The organism is Actinocrinis sp., assembly GCF_035653575.1.
Classification (GTDB): Bacteria; Actinomycetota; Actinomycetes; order Streptomycetales; family Catenulisporaceae; genus Actinocrinis.
Map to the genome: position 1 here is coordinate 63,628 of NZ_DASRBQ010000027.1, position 14,897 is coordinate 78,524.

Here is a 14,897-nt window from a genome sequence, read left to right on the forward strand (position 1 = left end):
CGGCCCGCAATTCGGTGGACGCCGCCACCGCCGGCGGAGATCATTCCGGTTGTGCGTCAGGATGAGATCTGGGACCAGGATGCCGCCGAGCGCTATGACAGCGAGGACGAGGGCATGTTCGCGCCCGAGGTCCTCGGGCCGACCGTAGAACGTCTCGCGCAGCTCGCCGAGGGCGGCCGCGCGCTGGAGTTCGCGATCGGAACCGGCCGGGTGGCCGTACCGCTGTCCCGGCGGGGCGTGCCCGTGGCAGGCATCGAACTGTCCGAGCCGATGATCGGCCAGCTGCGGTCGAAGGCCGACGAGTCGACGATCCCGGTCGTCGTCGGAGACATGGCGACCGCGCGGGTGCCGGGCAGCTTCCAGCTGGTGTACCTGGTCTACAACACGATCTCCAACCTGCTCACCCAGGCCGAGCAGATCGAGTGCTTCCGCAACGCCGCGCGGCATCTGCTGCCCGGCGGCCGGTTCGTGATCGAACTGTGGGTGCCCCAACTGCCGCCGCGTCCGCCGGCCGCGCAGGTCGTGGTCTTCCACGACGAGCCGGGCTACCTGGGCATGGACACCTTCGACGTGGTCAACCAGCGGATCGTCTCGCATCACTTCCGGTTCGACGAGGGCGAGCAGGCCAGGCTTTCCCGCAGCCCGCACCGCTACATCTGGCCCGCGGAGCTGGATCTCATGGCGCAGATCGCGGGATTCGAACTCGAGTCGAGGCACGGCGACTGGAGCGCAGGCGCCTTCACCGCCTCCTCGTCCTCGCACGTCTCGGTCTACCGGCTGCGCGAGGACCAGTAGTCCGCTCCGTTCGGTACCGATGACTCGGCTGCGCTCGGTACGTCACATTAGGTATGGACCAAGTGTTGGCGGAGGCGCGCGCCGGGGATGAGACCGCGTTCGCGCGCGTTATCGAGCCGCTGCGGCGTGAGCTGCAGATCCACTGTTACCGCATGCTCGGCTCGATCGAAGACGCCGAGGACGCGGTGCAGGAGACGTTTCTGCGGGCGTGGACCCGCCTCGACTCCTACGCCGAGCGCGCGTCGTTTCGGGCATGGGTGTACGGCATCGCGACCCATGCGTGCCTGGACGCGTTACGGCGAAGGAAGGCCCGGTCCTGGCCGACTGATCTCGCCGGACCGGCCGATCCGCGTCGCTACGAGCTGGCCGGGCTCGACCTGCCGTGGCTGCAACCGTATCCGGACCGACTGCTCGACCCGCCCGCCTCGGCCCGCGACGAGCCGGAGGCCCTGGTCACCGCGAAGGAGACGATCGAGCTCGCCTTCCTCGCCGCGATCCAGCGGCTGCCGGCACGCCAGCGCGCCGTCCTGATCCTGCGCGACACGCTGGACTGGTCGGTCAAGGACACGGCGGCCGTGCTGGACCTGAGCCAGGCGGCCGTCAACAGTGCTCTGCAACGGGCACACGCGACGTTGGCCACGCACCTGCCGCGGCGCCGCGCCGAATGGCGCGCGAACCCGACCGCCGCGGAGCGCAAGGCGCTGGACCGCCTCATCACGGCCTGGGCGGACGGCGACGTCACGGCGCTGGTCGGGCTGTTGCGCGACGACGCCAGGCTGATCATGCCGCCGGGCACCACCTGGTTCTCGGGGCGCGGGGACATCGGGGCGTTCATCGCAGAGCACGTATTCGGAGAGATGGGCACCGGCTGGTTGCTGCGACCCACGGCGGCCAACCGCCAACCGGCCTTCGCCCTGTACTGGCGGCGGCCAGGCGACGACGCGTACCGCGCGTTCGCCATCGGGGTGCTCCGGGTCGACGGGGACGCCATCGCCGAGATCGCGCTCTTTGCGCAGCCCGAACTCTTCGACGCGTTCGATCTGGCCCCCTCGCTGAACCCCGCCGGGTGATGCCCGGCGACCGGGTCCGGCGGTGGACGGTGCGGATCGATCCCGGCGGCGCCGCGGACTACGCCGCCGCGGACTGGGCCGACGCGCTGGTGATCGTCGAGCGCGGCGAATTGGAAGTCGAATGCCGCAGCGGGCAGCGCGCCAGGTTCGCCGCCGGCGCGATCCTGACCTTCGCCGGACTGCCGGTGCGGCGCCTGCGCAATCCAGGCTCCGCGCCGCTGGTTCTCTCCCTGGCGGCGCGATCTGTGCCGACCGATGACTGTTCGCGCCGGCGCGCGTCACACGAGTGACCCCACCGAATCCAACGGATAGGACCCGCTGTGACAAGCCTTGCGGACAAGACCATCCTGGTGACCGGCGCGAATCGAGGACTCGGAAGCAGCCTGGTCGAAGAGGCGCTAAGGCGCGGGGCGCGGCGCGTGTACGCCGCCACCCGTCAGCCCCTGAGCCACCCGGACACCCGGGTCACGACCGTGCCGCTCGATGTGACCGATGCGGCGCAGATCCAGGCAGCTGCCGAACGCATCGAGTCTCTCGACGTCCTTGTCAACAACGCCGGCATCGCGCTCGTCGATGACCTCGGCGAGCGCGCCGCCCTAGAGCAGCACCTGGCGGTCAACCTGTTCGGCACGCACGCGGTAACGCACGCGTTCCTGCCGGCGCTGTGTCAGTCGCGGGGCGCCGTCGTCAACGTGCTGTCGCTCGCGGCTCTCGCGACCGTCCCGGTCACCCCGGCCTACGCGGCCTCGAAGGCGGCCGCGTTCTCCATGTCGCAGTCGCTCCGCGCCCTGCTGGCCGACCAGGGCGTGACCGTGCACGTGGTCCTGCCGGGACCCGTAGACACCGACATGATCCGCGACTGGGACATCCCGAAGACCGACCCGGCCGCCGTCGCGCGCGCGATTCTCGACGGCGTCCGCGCCGGCGACGAGGAGATCTTCCCCGACCCCGTGTCCGCGGCGATCGCCGAAGCGTGGCGCGGCGGCGCGATCAAGGCGCTTGAGCGGCAGAACGCCGCCGCCGTGCGGTCCGTAGCAGTCCAGGGCTGACAAACAAGGAGGACATCGTGAACACAGTCTCCAACAACGCAGTCTCCACGAACGCAGTCTCCGAGCGCACCACGCTCGTCGTCGGGGCCAGCAGCGGACTCGGCCGCGGCATCGCCGTCGCCTTCGCCGAGGCCGGCGCGCCCGTCGTCGCCGTGGCCCGCACCGCCCCGGCCCTTGCCGAACTCGCCGCGACGACCGGCGGCATCACGCCGGAGGTCGCCGATGCGTCCGACGCCGCGACCCCCGGCATTCTGATCGACCGTCACCGGCCGGACAACGTGATCGTGGTGGCCGGTGCCAGGCCCGCGATCGGTCCGTTGCACGAACTGACCTGGGAGTCGTTCTCGGTCAACTGGAACGCCGACGTCCGGATCGCGTTCCATTGGCTGCGCGAGGCGCTGCTCAAGCCACTGTCGCCCGGCAGCCGCGTCATCGTGGTCAGCAGCGGCGCCGCGCTGAACGGATCGCCGCTCAGCGGCGGATACGCGGGAGCGAAGGCCACCCAGCGCTTCATCACCGGATACGCCCAAGACGAAGCCCGGCGCGCCGAGCTGGGAATCGCGTTCACCGCGGTACTGCCTCAGCTCACACCCGCGACCGAGCTGGGCCTCGCCGCGGTGAACGCCTACGCGGAACGCGCCGAACTGCCCGTCGCGGACTACCTGCGGCAGCTCGGCGATCCGCTGACGCCGCAGACCGCGGGCAAGGCACTGCTGGAACTCGCCCAGGCGGACGCCGACCGCCTCGCCCCCGCCTACCGGCTCAGCGGCGCGGGCCTGCACGAACTGCGCTGACAGCGCGCGAAGCCGCGTGAAAGCGGCGTGAAACAGCGGTGAATCCCCCAGCGCGCACTCTCTCCCTGCGCGGCGCACCGGCCGCGTCCACGGAGGGAGCGCGATGTCACCCACAACTTCCAGCCCGGCGATCACGGCGAGCGGGCTGCGCAAATGCTTCGGCGACAAGGTCGTGCTCGACGGCATCGACCTGAGCGTCGCCGAGGGAACGGTCTTCAGCCTGCTCGGCCCGAACGGGGCCGGCAAGACCACCACCGTGCACATCCTGTCCACGCTGATGCGGGCCGACGGCGGCGAGGCGCGGGTCATGGGGCGCGACCCGGCCCGCGACCCCGACGCCGTGCGCGCGGTGATCGGCGTCACCGGCCAGTTCTCCGCCGTGGACGGCCTGCTCACCGGCCGGGAGAACCTGCAGCTGATGGCCGACCTGCGCCACCTGCCGCGCGCGGAAGGCCGCCGCCGCGCCGCCGAACTGCTCGCCGAGTTCGAGCTGGCCGACGCGGCCGACAAGCGGGCGGCGACCTACTCAGGCGGCATGCGCCGCCGGCTCGACCTGGCGATGACGCTGGTGGGCGACCCGCGGGTGATCTTCCTCGACGAGCCGACCACCGGACTCGACCCGCGCAGCCGCCGCACCATGTGGCAGATCGTCCGGAGCCTGGTCGGCCGCGGCGTCACCATCTTCCTGACCACCCAGTACCTCGACGAGGCCGACGAACTGGCCGACCGGATCGCCGTGCTGGACCAGGGCCGCATCGTGGCGACCGGAACCCCGGCCGAGCTCAAGCGCCGCGTCCCGGGCGGTCACGTCCGGCTCCAGTTCGCCGACGCCGCCGCCCTGACGGCGGCCGAACGCCTCCTCGACGGCGCCGCGCGGGGCGACGGCCTGTCGCTGAACGTGCCCGGCGACGCCGGGATCCACGCGCTGCGCGCCCTGCTCACCCGGCTCGACGACGCGGGGATCGAGGCCGAAACGCTGTCCGTGCACACCCCGGACCTCGACGACGTCTTCTTCGCCCTGACCGGCCGCCCGGCCGCCGACACCGCGTCCGCTGACCACAACACATCCACCAACGACGCAGCACCCACCAACAACACGGCACCCACCAACAACACGGCACCCACCTCGAACGAGAACGCGTCCGAGCAGAAGGAGTCTGTCCGATGAGCACCCTTACTTACACCGCCCGCGACTCGGCAACGATGCTCAAGCGCAATCTGCGGTATTCCGTGCGCTACCCCGTGACCATCATCGTGGCGCTGGCGATCCCCGCCCTGCTGTTGCTGCTCTTCGTCGGGGTCTTCGGCGGCGCGCTCGGGGCCGGCCTCGGAGCGGCGCCACCGGGCGGCAAGTACATCGACTACGTCGTGCCCGGCATCCTGCTGATGAGCATCGGCTACGGAGCCTCCTCCACGACGCTGGCCGTGAACCGGGACATGACCGAGGGCATCATCGCCCGCTTCCGCACCATGGCCATCTCCCGCAGCTCGGTCCTGACCGGGCACGTCGTCGCCGCGCTGATCCGCACCGTCGCGAGCTGCGTCCTGCTGATCGGAGTCGCGCTGCTGATGGGCTACCGCTCCAGCGCGGACGCCGGCCGGTGGCTCGCGGCCGCGGGCCTGGTCGCGCTGCTCGCGTTCGCGCTCAGCTGGCTCGCGGTCGCGATCGGCCTGGCCGCCCCGACCGCCGAGGGCACCAGCGGCTTCACGCTCATCGTGCAGTTGCTGCCGTTCATCAGCAGCGCCTTCGTCCCGACCGGCACCATGTCGGGCCCGGTGCGCTGGTTCGCGCACAACCAGCCGTTCACCCCGGTCATCGACACCCTGCGCGGGCTGCTGACCGGCACGCCGATCGGGCACAGCGGCATCATCGCGGTCGCCTGGTGCGTCGGACTCGCAGTGCTCGGATACTTCTGGGCGGGCGCGCTGTTCAGGAAGGGCGCGGTCCGGTGAACTGATCCCGTGCCCGCACGGCCGCGGCCGCGGCCGCACGCAGGGCGTCGGCGTCAAGGCCGGCGCACGCCGAGACCGCTTCGGCGTACGCCGGCTGGTCTGCTTCTTCAGCCAGTCGGCGAATCCGGTCGTTCGGCGTCGCCGACTGCACGTGGAAACGTTCCGCCAGGGCGACCATCCGAGCGCCCGACCTGGTGGCGCGCGGGTCACCGGTCCGCCGGCCGCGGTCGAGATCCAGCAGGGCGAGGGCGAGCAGCTGCCGGCCGCACAACGGAAAGTCCGAGTACGACATCGCCGAGCCTTCGACGGCGTCAAGGATCAGTTTCACGGCGGCTCGCGGAACGCGGCCGGCGAGCTGCCCGATCAGCGCGAGCTGTCCTTCCTGCGCGTGCGCGACCACGGCCATCGCCTCGACGTCGAGAGTCCAGGTCTGCGTGTGAACCAGCTCGCGGGTGCGGGCTTGGACCTGCGGCTCCCGCAGCGCGTCGACGGCCTGGCGCCACAGGCGCAGTCCGGCCTCGGTTTCGCCGCGGGCCAGCAGGATCTGCGCCCGGGCCACGATGCCGAACATCGGCAGCCCGGCGCCCTCGTCCCCGTCTTCGCGCAGGGTCAGCTCCAGCCAACGCTCTGCCTCGTCGAGGGCGTTGCGCTGCAGATTGACGAACACCATCGCGCTGCGGATCCGGGAGGCGCTGGATCCGGTCTGGAACGCGTTGAGCTCCGGGAGTTCGTCCACCATCGAGAGCGTCGCCGCGAAATGTTCGTGCGCCTCGTCGCCGCGGCCCAGATCCATGCACAGCTCGCCGATCCGGCTGTGCGTCGCCAACCGGAACCACGGGAACTGCTTCTCGTAGCCGTCGAATGCGGTCAGTGTCCGCCGCGCCGCCTTCAGCGCGCTTTCCGGATCGTTGACGGTTTGGTACACGAAGCTGGCCACGGAGTTCGCCATCGCGTTCAGCAGCGGCTCGTCGCTGTCGCACAGCAGCCGAAGTGTCGGGAGCAACTCGCCGCGCGACTCGGCGAGGGCGGTGAGCACGGCCGCGATCGCCCGCGCCGGCGTGTCGGGCGGGGCTGCGGGCAGCCGCCGCAGGCCCACCAGAATGCGGGTCGCGGCGGGATGCTGGAGAATCAGGGCGCTGACGGCACCGAGCGCCGTGGCGGTCCGGCCGAGCTCGACCAGATCCGGTTCTAGCCGCAGGTGCGAGAGAAGCCCCGCGCTCTGCCCGATCAGCGCGGCCAGGCGCGCGAAGTCGGCCTCGAACATCCGCAGCGCGCTGAGCACGGAGAAAGCCGCCGCGACGGACGCGCCGTCGCCGCGCTCGATCCCGAGCCGCAGCGCCAGCAGCAGGTTCTCCTGCTCGTCCCTGGCCCGCGTCGCCGAGGTGACCATGTCCGGCCCGAGGATCGACTCATGGTGCGCCTTGCCGAAATCGCGGGCCCAGGCGAGGAACCGGCTCACTACCAGGTCGTTCTCGCCGGCCTCCCGGCAGCGTGCCGCACTGTATTCGCGGACGGATTCAAGCATCCGGAAACGCGTTCCCGACGCGGCATCCGCTGTCTGGAGCAGCGATTGGCCGACCAGCTGCTCCAGGACGGACAGCACGTCTACGTCGTCTGCAATGGCTACATCGTCCACGACGGCTACGTCGCCCCCGCCCAGCAGGTACTGCGCCGCGTCGACCGTGAATCCGCCCGGGAAGACCGACAAGGCGCGCATCGCCGCCTGGCCGTCCGGCGCGAGCAGGTGCCAGCTCCAGTCGACGACCGCGTGCAGGGTGCGATGCCGCTCCGGGGCGTCACGCGCGGATCCGCGCAGCAAGGCGAACCGGTCGTCCAGGCGCCGGGCGATTTCGGCCACCGACATCACCCGCACCCGAGCCGCCGCCAGCTCCACCGCCAGCGGCAGCCCGTCAAGCCGGCCGCACAGCTCTCGCACCGTCTCCTCGGGCAGATCGGCCCCAGGTCGCGCGGCGCTGGCCCGCTGCCGGAACAGCTCCACGCTGGTCACCAGGTTGAGCTCGGGCAGCAGGTACACGGACTCTGACGAAAGTCCGAGCGGCGCTCGGCTGGTCGTCAGGATCCGCAGATCCCGGCTCATCGCCACCAGGTCGCGCACCAACTCCGCGGCGCCGTGGATGACGTGTTCGCAGTTGTCCAGAACCAGCAGCACCGGTCCGGGGCCGAGCGCGGCCACGATGCCGGCGACCGCGTCCGTCGACCCGCCGTAGCCGCCCACCGGCGCGCGCCCGCTCTCGCCGGCGCCGAGAGCGGATGAGACCTCGTCGATGACGTCGCCGTCCGCGGTGACCCCGGCGAGTGGGACCAGGTGGACAACGCGCTGCGGGGCTCGGGAGGCGACGGCGTTCGCGAGCCTGGTCTTGCCCAGGCCGCCGGGCCCGATGATCGAGACGACCCGGGAGGAGTGCAGCAGCTCGATCACCGCGGCGATGTCGCCGTCTCGGCCGAGCAGCGCGTTGGGCTCGTGCGGAATGCCGCGCCGGACGACGGGCCTTTCGCGTTCCAGCAGTTGCCGATGCGCCCGCTGCAGTTCCGCGCCGGGCTCGCTGCCCAACTGCTCGCGCAGCCCACGTCGGTAGGCGTCGTATCTGACCAGCGCCGCGGAGGGGCCAACGGTCGCAGCCTCGCACAGCAACAGCTGCGCCAAGACCTCCTCGTCGCGTGGATGGTCTCGAATCAGGACCGTGAGAACCTCGGCGGCCTCGGCGTGCCGGCCGAGGCGGGAGAGCGCCAGCGCGCGGGCTCGCACCAGAGCCGCGTACGTGGAAGCGCGCGCCGCGCGAAGCTCGGACAGCGGATCACCGAACTCGGCTGCCCCGTTCGGCGCCGCGTCCCAGAGCGCTAGACCGGCCTCGGCCCGTGCGAGCGTGCCCGCGTAGTCGCCGGCTTGGGCGCACCGCGCGGCGGCCGATGCGCGCGTGAGCACCGCGGCGGCATCGACCTGCTCGTCCGTCAGAGTGAGCCGATAGCCGACAGGTGTGCTGGCGATGACGTCCGGGCCCAGTTGCGCCCGCGCCCGGGAAACGAGCACCTGAAGCGCCCTCGTCGGATGCTCCGGCTGCTCCTCCGGCCACAGCCCCTCGACCAGCCGCGTCGTGCTGCAGCCCGCGCGCAGGTCGTCGGCGAGCAGCGCGAGCAGGCCGCCCAACCGGGATCCGGCGATCTCGCGTCCGCGAAACGCCACTCGCGGCAAGAGGACCAGCTCAACGCTCACCGCAGCAGGTTAGCCGGTCGCCGCGCCGGCGATCTCAGCGTCGAGCGCTGACAGCTGCGTCGCGGCCCGGACCGCCAACGGGAACCCGCGGCCGCCGCCGGGCCGGCGGGAAAATCGCTGTCCTGCGGCCCGGGGTGATGGTAGACAACCGGGGTGCAAAACACTCTGGACTTCCCCGACCTGCTGCGATGGATCGACGAGCGCGCGACCGCCTTCCGCGCCGCGATCGCCGCCGCGCCCAGCCTCGACGCGCAGGTGCCCACCTGCCCCGACTGGACGCTGTTCGACTTGGCGCAGCACATCGGAGTGGGCCGCCGCGCCTGGGCCGCCACCGTCGCCGCGGGGCCCGAAGCTACCAGCAAAGCCGCGCCGCAGGACTCCACGCCCGCGCCCCGGGAGCGCGAGGCGCTGCTGGCCTGGTTGGCTGAATCGACGGGCCTGCTCCTGGAGGCGCTACGGCAGGCCGGACCGGATCGCGGCTGCTGGACGTGGTGGGGCACGTCGCAGTCGCCCAAGACCTGCGGCGCCGTCGCCCGGCACCAGCTCCAGGAAGTCGCGGTGCACACCTACGACGCGCAGCTGACCGCGGGCGCCGCCCAGCCGCTGCCGGACGAGGTGGCGCTCGACGGCGTCGAGGACTTCCAGTTCACCTGCTGCGCGACGACGGATCCCTGGCCGCACGAACCCGCCGTCGTGGACTATCACGCGACCGAAGGCCGTTCCTGGCGTCTCTGGCTCTCCGCCGACGGCGCCCGCGCCGCCCGCCTGGCCGACCCCGGCACCGCCGCCGACCCGGCCGCTGCCCATGCCTCCGCCCAAGGCACGGCCAGCGACCTGGTTCTTTTCCTGTACGGCCGCATTCCAACGGACGCCCTGAAGGTAGACGGCGACCGCCGCATCTTCGACCAGCTCTTCGCCTGGGAGCCGGAGTGAGCATCGCTTAGGGCAGACGAACTCCGGTCAGCTGAGCGAGCTCGAGCAGCAGCCGGTCCTGGAAGTCCTCGTCGGCTGCGGCCGGCGCCGGGTCCTGGCGGCGCTGGTGGAACCAGTAGCCGCCGCTGACCTTCGCGTCGGGATCCTCGCTGGTGGCGAGCCATTCCTGAGTGCGGTGACCGAGTTCGAGGTCGTCCGGCGCCCCGCGGCCGCCCATCTTCGTCGGCACCCACCCGGGGTCGACCGCGTTGCTGAACACTTCAGGCCAGCGGCGCGCGACAGCGAGCGCGAGCGCGGTGACGAACAGTTTGCTGTCCGAGTAGGCCTGCATCCAACTCCAGCGCCGCGCGGTCCAGTCGAGGTCACGCAGCGAGGCGTCACCACCGCGGTGCATGCCGCTGCTGAGGTAGACCAGCCGCGCCGGGCGGCGGATGGACGCGGTGAGTATGTACGGTGCGAGGACGTTGACGGCGAGGGTCTGCGCGTGTCCGTCCGCGGTGGCGACGCGTCTAGAGCTGGTATAGACGCCGGCATTGTGAATGACCGCGTCCATCGGCCCGACAGCGTTGACCTGGTCGGCGACCTCGCGGGTCTCGCGCGCGCTGGAGAGGTCGCCGACGACCACGGCGGCCGCGCGCTTCGCCAGCTCGCCGAAGTCACCGGCCCGGGCGGTGCTGCGGGCGTGCAGCACCACCTCGTGCCCGGCCTCGATCAGAGTGCTGGCGGCGGCGCGGCCGAGCCCGTCGACGGAGCCGGTGATGAAGACGCGCATCATGATCCGTATTCATCGTCGGTGACGTGCTCGCCCCAGACGGTCTCCGCACCGGCGTCAGGGCCGGGACCCTCCCAGATCGCGAGGCGAGTCATGAGGTTCTGGGGCACCGCGTTGCCGCTCACGGACGCAGCAGCGCCTTGATGGCCCGGCGCTCGTCCATGGCGCGGTACGCCTCGGCGGCCTCGTCGAGCGGGACTTCGAGGTCGAAGACCCTGCCCGGCTCGATGGACCGCCTCCAGATCAGGTCGATCAGCTCGGGCAGGTAAGCGCGCACCGGAGCCGGCCCGCCGTGCAGGTGCACGTGGGAGTAGAACAGCTCCCGGCCATCGAGCGCGACGTCGTGGGAGACGCCCACGTACCCGACGTGCCCGCCCGCCCGGGTGGAGCGGATGGCCTGCATCATCGACTCCTGCGTGCCGACCGCCTCGATCAGCGAGTGTGCGCCAAGCCCGCCGGTCAGCTCCTTGATCCGCGCCACGCCATCGTCGCCGCGCTCGGTGACGATGTCGGTGGCGCCGAACTCGAGGGCGAGCTTCTGCCGGGGCGCGTGCCGGCTCATCGCGATGACCCGCTCGGCCCCGAGCTGCCGGGCGGCCAGCACCCCGAGCAGCCCGACCGCGCCGTCGCCGACGACCGCTACCGTCTTTCCGGGACCGGCCTGCGCGGCGACCGCGGCGAACCAGCCGGTGCCCAGCACGTCGGAGGCGGCCAGGAAGCTGGGGACCAGGTCGGCGTCGGGGACCTCGGGCGTGGCCACCAGGGTGCCGTCGGCTAGCGGCACGCGCAGGTACTGCGCCTGCGCCCCGCGGACCGGTTCGCGGTGTACGCAGGAGGTCTGGTATCCGGCCTGGCAGATCTCGCAGGTGTTGTCCGAGGCGAAGAACGAGCCGACCACGAACTGTCCGGGACTGACATTCCTGACCTCGTCGCCCACCTCCTCGACGATGCCGGCGTATTCGTGGCCCATTGGGGTGGGCTGGGTCACCTGATCGGACCCGCGATACGGCCACAGGTCCGAGCCGCACACACAAGTCGCCGAAAGGCGGATGATCGCATCGGTCGGGGCGGTAATCGCAGGATCCTTGAGGTCCTCGACGCTCACGTCACCAGGTGCGTGCATCACGACGCCGCGCATAGTCGTCCTCCATATGTCTTGAGCGGTCCACCCTTACCCAGAAAACCCGCTTCATCGCCGGACAGGGAGTCTCTGATGAAAGGTGTACTGGCAGGGCATCCCTGACGCGACGCGGGCGGCGTACGGTCGGGCGCCGCGCGTATCGCCCAGCTGGCCGACCAGTCGGCCGGCCAGCTGGGCAAGCAGCCGACCGACCGGCCGGCTGGGCGGCGTGATCAGCCGGTGGTGCCGGTGACCGCGGTGCCGGTCTTGGTCACGTGGTAGGTCACCAGGGCGCCGCTCCAGAAGTGGAAGGTGAGCGTGACGCGCGCACCGTCGGTGAGGGAGTTGAAGAACGCGGGCGTCAGGGCGATCGCGTTGTTCGGGTAGTCGGGCGCGAAGGCGGTGGTGAACTGCTGGTAGGAGGTCCAGCTGGCAGGCCCGGCGTTGCTACCGTCGTCGTACTTGGCCTCCATGGTCGCCAGCACGTCCCCGTTGAACTGGGTCGGAATCTCGAAGGCGCTGGTGGTGCCGGTGGCGGCGGCGAGCACCGGGGTGTCGTTGCTGATCACGTGGATCTGCCACGCCACACCCTTGGAGAAGCGGACGTCCAGGGTCGCGTCGACGCCGTATGCTCGGTCGCCGACGAGCGAGCTGAGCGTGGCGGCGGTGAGGGTGAGCTGGTCGCCGGAGACGGCGTAGTCCCGGCCCTTGCGCAGCTCCTCGCCGTTCACCTGCAGTGAGCGGAACTCGGTGCCGTTCAGGTTCAGGGCGACGGTCTGGGCGGCGATCGGAGCGGACTTCGGCACGAAGAGCAGGTCGGAGGCCGCCGTGCCGGAGCGGGTGCGCCAGGCTGACTTGATCTGGTCGATCAGCGTGGGGACGCGCCATTGCAGGGTGTTGCGATTGAGGTAGTTGCCCGCGTCCCACAGCGCGGTGGTGACGTGGTTGATCCGCGCCTCGTAGCCGAGCAACTCAAAGTACTTCAACGCCTCGCCGGGCTCGACGATGTTGTTCGGGTTGGTGTAGTCGGGGTAGTTCAGCAGGCCGTATTCGCCCATGTAGACGGGGATGCCCTTGGCGATGAACGTGTTGTACAGCCTGCCGAAGGTGTCGAGCAGGTCCTGCTGCGTCTGCGCGTTGAACGTGGTGAATCCGGCGATGTTCACGCTGAACGGCCAGAAGCTGTAGTAGTGCACGCTGGCGACCAGGTTCGGGTCCTTGAGCGCGGCCATCTCGGCGGACAGGTTGTCCATCAACGTCTGATCCGGCGTGTCGCCCAAGGTGGGCAGCACCAGCAGGCGGGTCGCGTTCCGGCTGCCCGACTGGCGCACGATGTTGACGAACGAGCTGTTGAGCTCGTCCATGAACTGCGCCTTCTGGGCGTCGGTGGCGTTGTTGAACTGCGGTTCGTTGACGCTCTCGAGCAGCAGCTTGCGCGGCTCGCCCTTGAACTCGGCGGCGATCTGCGTCCACAGCGCGTCGAAGCGGGCCAGGACGTTGTCGTGGTCCGTGGTCATGTTGGAGATCCACTCCCACGAGTCGTGATGCACGTTGATCACGACGTACAGCCCGTCGGAGAGCGCCCAGTCGGCCACCTGCTTCACTCGGGCCAGAAAGGCCGGATCGATCGTGTAGGGGGCCGTGGCCGAGCTGTGACTATCCCAGGTCACCGGGAGTCGAACGCTGCGGAAGCCCTGCGCGCGGTAGGTGTCGAACAGCGCCTTGGTGATCGGCGGATTGCCCCACGAGGTCTCGTCTGGGATGGCGTCCAGGGTGTTGCCGATGTTCGTGCTGGGCTGCATCGCGGCCACGGCGTCCATCGCAGCGTTCGAAGGCGCGGGCAGGACCGGACCGTCGGTGGCGGCAGTGGTCGCAGCGGCCGCTGCGTGAGAGACGGCGGGCATCGCCGGAAGCAGCGCGATCGTCAGGGCGAGCGCCGTGAACCGCGCGGCGTGTCGCGAGGATCGGCGTTCGCGGGGGAGGAACCGTGCGAGACTCGTCATCGAGCGCACCTTCCAAGACAGTGGTGGTGGGAAACTTTCGCTCGGCGCGCGGGAGAACGTAACATCGAACGCAATCGAATACCACCGGCCCGGGAGGCGATCTTGGCGCAGCACGGACCTGACGACGCGGCCGACCGGGGGCGGGAGAACGTTCCCGGCGACTCCTCGCGGCCGGTGACGATCGCGTACATCGCGGAGTCGGCCGGGGTCTCGGTGCCGACCGTCTCGAAGGTGCTCAACGGCAAGTCAGGGGTCTCCGCCGAGAAGCGTGCGCTGATCGAGGAGCTGATCAACCGGCACGGGTACCGCAAGCCGTCCGGATCGAACCGCAGCAACGTCGTCGAGCTCGTATTCCGCGAGCTGGAGAGCATGTGGGCGGTGGAGATCATCCGCGGGGTGGAGCGGGCGGCGCGAAAGCACCGGGTCGGGGTGATGGTCTCCGAATTCGGGCTGCACGATTCCGCTCCGGGCTGGGACGACACGGTCTCGCGGCGGCCGAAGTGCGTGCTGTCGGTGGCGCAGCTCTCGGCGGCTGAGCGCGCGGAGCTGACCGCGAAGGGCATCCCGTTCGTCGTCTTCGATCCGACCACCGAACTGCCGGACGACGTGCCGTTCGTCGGCGCCACCAACTGGTCCGGCGGCCGGGCGGCGGCCAGGCACCTGATCGAGCTGGGCCACCGGCGCATCGCGATGATCGCGGGGCCGGAACACGTGCTGTTCTGCGCGGCGCGGCTCGACGGCTACCGTTCGGCGCTCGCGGCCGCCGGCCTGCCGTCCGAATCACGGTTCGTCGTACACGCGGACCTGACTCGCGAGGGCGGCTGCTCGGCGGCGCGGACGCTGCTGGCCCTGCCGGAGCGCCCGACGGCGATCTTCGCGTCGAACGACCTGCAAGCGGTCGGGGCCTATCAGGCGGCTCGCGACGCCGGGCTGCGCATCCCCGAGGATCTCAGCGTGGTCGGGTTCGACGACCTGCCGGTAGTCGCGTGGGCCGACCCGCCACTGACGACCGTGCACCAGCCGCTGACCGAGATGGCGGTGGCCGCGACCGAGCTGGCGCTGACGCTCGGCCGGGGTGAGCAGGCGCCGCAGATCGGGCTGGAGATCGCCACGACCCTGACCGTGCGGTCGAGCACGGCGCCGCCGAAGCACTGACTCAGCGGGCGCCCGCGCGAA

General features: G+C 70.8%; 14 protein-coding genes. 9 read left to right on the plus strand and 5 right to left on the minus strand.

Annotated features, from left to right (window positions below):
- Positions 1–51: 51 nt before the first annotated feature.
- The 7 genes from VFA06_RS04840 to VFA06_RS04870 all read left to right on the plus strand — a co-directional run bounded on the left by VFA06_RS04840 (position 52) and on the right by VFA06_RS04870 (position 5,661).
- Positions 52–795: a class I SAM-dependent methyltransferase gene (locus VFA06_RS04840; protein WP_324839173.1), complete on the plus strand. Its 744-nt coding sequence runs from the start codon at positions 52–54 to the stop codon at positions 793–795.
- 53 nt (positions 796–848) lie between these two features.
- Complete coding sequence (locus VFA06_RS04845; protein WP_324839174.1) at positions 849–1,865, plus strand: RNA polymerase subunit sigma-70; 1,017 nt, start codon at positions 849–851, stop codon at positions 1,863–1,865.
- A 29-nt stretch (positions 1,866–1,894) separates the two neighbouring features.
- Positions 1,895–2,155: a hypothetical protein gene (locus VFA06_RS04850; RefSeq protein WP_324839175.1), complete on the plus strand. Its 261-nt coding sequence runs from the start codon at positions 1,895–1,897 to the stop codon at positions 2,153–2,155.
- A gap of 30 nt (positions 2,156–2,185) precedes the next feature.
- Entirely contained in the window at positions 2,186–2,914 is a 729-nt protein-coding gene (locus VFA06_RS04855; protein WP_324839176.1) for an SDR family NAD(P)-dependent oxidoreductase, read from the plus strand.
- A 17-nt stretch (positions 2,915–2,931) separates the two neighbouring features.
- The gene (locus tag VFA06_RS04860; RefSeq protein WP_324839177.1) at positions 2,932–3,708 is read left to right on the plus strand and encodes an SDR family oxidoreductase; all 777 of its coding nucleotides are present in this window, start codon (positions 2,932–2,934) and stop codon (positions 3,706–3,708) included.
- Positions 3,709–3,811: 103 nt separating this feature from the next.
- Complete coding sequence (locus VFA06_RS04865; RefSeq protein WP_324839178.1) at positions 3,812–4,876, plus strand: ATP-binding cassette domain-containing protein; 1,065 nt, start codon at positions 3,812–3,814, stop codon at positions 4,874–4,876.
- A complete protein-coding gene (locus tag VFA06_RS04870) occupies positions 4,873–5,661 on the plus strand; it encodes an ABC transporter permease (protein ID WP_324839179.1) in 789 nt (262 codons plus the stop codon). Before VFA06_RS04865 ends, VFA06_RS04870 begins: the two co-directional genes overlap by 4 nt.
- Here VFA06_RS04870 and VFA06_RS04875 read toward each other — a convergent pair.
- Positions 5,639–8,893, minus strand: coding sequence for an ATP-binding protein (locus VFA06_RS04875; RefSeq protein WP_324839180.1), 3,255 nt, complete (start codon positions 8,891–8,893; stop codon positions 5,639–5,641). The two genes, VFA06_RS04870 and VFA06_RS04875, sit on opposite strands and share 23 nt — an antisense overlap.
- 153 nt (positions 8,894–9,046) lie before the next feature.
- On the opposite strand from VFA06_RS04875, the gene VFA06_RS04880 reads away from it, so the two are divergent.
- Positions 9,047–9,826 carry a maleylpyruvate isomerase family mycothiol-dependent enzyme gene (locus VFA06_RS04880; protein ID WP_324839181.1) on the plus strand — a complete coding sequence of 260 codons (780 nt, stop codon included), beginning with the start codon at positions 9,047–9,049 and terminating at the stop codon, positions 9,824–9,826.
- A 7-nt stretch (positions 9,827–9,833) separates the two neighbouring features.
- On the opposite strand, the gene VFA06_RS04885 is transcribed toward VFA06_RS04880, so the two are convergent.
- The 4 genes from VFA06_RS04885 to VFA06_RS04900 form a co-directional block, all read right to left on the minus strand.
- The gene (locus tag VFA06_RS04885; RefSeq protein ID WP_324839182.1) at positions 9,834–10,601 is read right to left on the minus strand and encodes an SDR family NAD(P)-dependent oxidoreductase; all 768 of its coding nucleotides are present in this window, start codon (positions 10,599–10,601) and stop codon (positions 9,834–9,836) included.
- A complete protein-coding gene (locus VFA06_RS04890; protein WP_324839183.1) occupies positions 10,598–10,723 on the minus strand; it encodes a hypothetical protein in 126 nt (41 codons plus the stop codon). The genes VFA06_RS04885 and VFA06_RS04890 overlap by 4 nt, the downstream gene beginning before the upstream one ends.
- A complete protein-coding gene (locus VFA06_RS04895; protein WP_324839184.1) occupies positions 10,720–11,736 on the minus strand; it encodes a zinc-dependent alcohol dehydrogenase family protein in 1,017 nt (338 codons plus the stop codon). The genes VFA06_RS04890 and VFA06_RS04895 overlap by 4 nt, the downstream gene beginning before the upstream one ends.
- A 215-nt stretch (positions 11,737–11,951) precedes the next feature.
- On the minus strand, positions 11,952–13,721 hold the full coding sequence (locus tag VFA06_RS04900; RefSeq protein WP_324839185.1) for a cellulase family glycosylhydrolase: 1,770 nt from the start codon (positions 13,719–13,721) through the stop codon (positions 11,952–11,954).
- A 102-nt stretch (positions 13,722–13,823) separates the two neighbouring features.
- Between VFA06_RS04900 and VFA06_RS04905 the strand changes: the two genes are divergently transcribed.
- Positions 13,824–14,876, plus strand: a complete 1,053-nt coding sequence (locus tag VFA06_RS04905) for a LacI family DNA-binding transcriptional regulator (RefSeq protein WP_324839186.1) — start codon at positions 13,824–13,826, stop codon at positions 14,874–14,876.
- Positions 14,877–14,897 lie beyond the last annotated feature (21 nt).